1 protein-coding gene and 1 pseudogene are annotated in these 2,200 nt (G+C 53.2%); one reads left to right on the top strand and one right to left on the bottom strand.

Annotation, left to right across the window (positions count from 1 at the left end):
• Positions 1 to 509: sulfite exporter TauE/SafE family protein (locus RMO84_RS14180; protein ID WP_310489098.1), on the bottom strand; the 509-nt coding region annotated here is incomplete at its 3' end.
• 193 nt (positions 510 to 702) lie between these two features.
• Between RMO84_RS14180 and RMO84_RS14175 the strand changes: the two are divergent.
• Positions 703 to 2,200, top strand: a pseudogene (locus tag RMO84_RS14175) (DNA mismatch repair protein MutS); the annotation flags it as partial.

The raw sequence follows: 2,200 nt of genomic DNA, 5'->3' as shown, positions 1-2,200 counted from the left end.
CCCGCAGATTGGGGAATCGTCGCCCATCCCATCAGCAACAGCAACGGACTGAGAAAAATCCCCCCACCCACGCCAGTCAGCCCCGACAATAACCCGATCGCCATTCCCAGCCCGATCGCGAGGTATAGAGAAATTGGCCGTGGTGGCTGGGCTGCGGCACTGGTTTTAATAAAGCCTAATTTAGCAGCCGCATAGAATAACACCAGCCCGAGGATCGGCTTGTAAACCTGAGTGGGCACGACGATCGATCCGCCGATAAAAGCACAGGGAATCGAACCGATCGCAAAGGGGATGAATAGCGATCGCTTAAAATAACCCGCGCGGTAAAATTTCAACGTCGCGATCGCCGCCACAATGATGTTTAAGACTAGAGCTGTCGGTTTCATTACCGCTGGCGCGACCCCAAATAGAGCCATCGCCGCTAAATATCCCGACGCACCACCATGTCCGACTGAGCTGTACAACACAGCAGCGATAAAGATGCAAACAGTTAATAATAATTCAGACACAATCTACAGCCATCCTATATGGTTTCCAAGAATATCGTAGTTATCGCGAAGCGTAACGCACCGAAGGGAATAGCTAACGATCGATCTCGATTTAGATAATCTCGATCGTTTCGATCGCCCCTTCATCCCAATCGATCGGGACGAGATTTGAGTAAAATAGTACTGACGACTTACGTAGCTGGATCGACCTGAAATGACTGATAATATTCCCGATTTGACTGGAATTCGCACCAGCCAAAGTCAAATTCGCAACGCCGATTATCGTCTGCTCGATCGTGCCAAGCTCTCACCGATGTACCAACACTACGTCGAAGTGAAGGAGCAATATCCCCACGCGCTGCTGTTATATCGGTGTGGGGACTTCTTTGAGACGTTTTTTCAGGATGCAATTACGATCGCGCGGGAACTCGAACTCGTCCTGACAAGCAAGGAAGGCGGTAGAGAAATCGGGCGCGTCCCGATGACAGGCGTACCTCATCATGCCGTCGATCGCTATTGTGCCATGTTGGTGGAAAAAGGCTACGCGATCGCCCTGTGCGATCAGATGGAAACCGCCGCCGAATCTGCCGCATTGGGGAGTAATTTAGTTCGCCGTGAAGTCGTCCGCGTCCTGACTCCCGGCACGATTCAGGAAGAAGAAATGCTCCAGTCTCGGCGCAATAATTTCCTGGCGGCGATCGTCCTGGTAGGTGACAATTGGGGGTTAGCCTATACCGACATTTCCACAGGTGAATTCCTGACTACCCAAAGCACCGATCTCGAAGTCCTCACCCAAGAACTCATGCGGCTCCAGCCGCCGGAAATCTTGATTCCGATCGCGGCACCCGATCTCAATCGCCTCCTGCGTCCTGGCGAATCTTCCGACTTACTCCCTACCAATCTCCCCAACTGCTTCTGCTACGCCATGCGTCCCCTGGCACCATTTACCCTGCCAGAAGCCAAGCAACGGCTCTTGGATACGTTCAAAATGCGATCGCTGGAGTCTTTGGGGTGTACGCCGTTTCCCCTCGCCGTGCGAGCTGCTGGCGGCCTGTTGGAATATCTCGAAGCCACCCAAAAAGGCAATCCCGTTGCCCTGCAACCCCTGCGCACCTATTCCCTCGGCGATTATTTAGTCTTAGATCACCAGTCCCGCCGCAATCTGGAAATTACCCAAACTGTCCGCGACGGTCATTTCCAAGGTTCCCTCTTATGGGCATTGGATAAAACCTGTACCGCCATGGGCGGACGCGCCCTGCGCCGTTGGATGCTCCAACCATTGCTCGATATTCCCTCAATTAACAAACGCCAAACCACGATCCAAGAACTAGTTGAAAACACCTTCCTGCGGCAAGATCTCCAGCAACTACTCAAACAGATCTACGATATCGAACGCCTGACTGGTAAAGCCGCCTCGGGACGCGCCAACGCACGCGATCTCGTCGCCCTCGCCGATTCTTTCCTCAAACTCCCCGCACTGGCAAATATCGCCAGTCAAGGCAAATCTCCCTTCCTGAAAATCCTCCACCACGTCCCCGCCGAACTCGAAGCCCTGGGGCAAAAAATCGCCGCGCATCTAGTCGAACATCCACCCCAACACCTTAAAGAAGGAGGCTTAATTCGATCGGGTATCCATACTCAACTCGACGAACTCCGCGCCCTCGCTGCCGAAGATCATCAATGGATCGCCAATCTCGAAGTCATCGAACGCG

This window comes from Chamaesiphon sp. VAR_69_metabat_338 (assembly GCF_031423935.1).
Lineage (GTDB): Bacteria > Cyanobacteriota > Cyanobacteriia > Cyanobacteriales > Chamaesiphonaceae > Chamaesiphon.
This window is presented reverse-complemented; position numbering and strand designations above follow the sequence as displayed.